The sequence below is a fragment of the Corallococcus sp. 4LFB genome, from assembly GCF_046520365.1.
Classification (GTDB): domain Bacteria; phylum Myxococcota; class Myxococcia; order Myxococcales; family Myxococcaceae; genus Corallococcus; species Corallococcus caeni.
In genome coordinates, this window is the sequence record NZ_JBKGHJ010001191.1 from 1 (window position 1) to 661 (window position 661).

Genomic DNA, 661 nt, shown 5'->3' on the forward strand with positions numbered 1-661 from the left:
CGCCCTTCGGACGGCCCGTGCTTCCCGACGTGTAGATGAGGTACGCCACGTTCTCTGGGCGCACTTCCGACGTCACCGGGCAGCACGATTCCTCCGCCCACTCCTCTTCACGGTCCAGGCACACCGCCTGCGCGGTGAAGGGGGGCAACGACTCCAGCAGGTGCGAGTGCGCCACCAGCGCCGGGCCCTGGGCGTCCTCCAACAGCCAGCCCAGCCGTTCCTTCGGGTAGCTCGGGTCCAGCGGCACGTATGCGCCGCCCGCCTTCAGGATGCCCAGCGTTCCCACCACCACGTCCGCCGTGCGCTCCACGCACAGGCCCACGCGCGACTCCGGGCCCACGCCCAGCTTGCGCAGCCGGTGCGCCAGTTGGTTCGCCTTTGCCTCCACCTCCCGGTACGTCAGCCGCTGCTTGCCGCTCACCACCGCCAAGGCTTCCGGGGTGCGCTTCGCCTGCGCCTCGAAGAGGTGCGGAATTGTCGTGTCGCGCTCGTACTCCGCCTGCGACTGGTTCCACGTCACCAGCACCTGCTGGCGCTCTGCCTCCGTCAGCAGCGGCAGCCGGCCCACTGCTTCCTCCGGCTTCGCCACCACGCCTTCCAGCAGCATGCGCAGGTGCTCCACCATCCGGCGCACCGTCGCCGCTTCGAACAGGTCGGTGCT

At 69.9% G+C, this 661-nt stretch carries 1 protein-coding gene; it reads right to left on the reverse strand.

Annotated features, from left to right (window positions below; translation table 11 throughout):
• A partial coding sequence (locus ACLEQD_RS44850; protein ID WP_410391984.1) for an AMP-binding protein occupies positions 1-661 on the reverse strand: 661 nt, incomplete at both ends.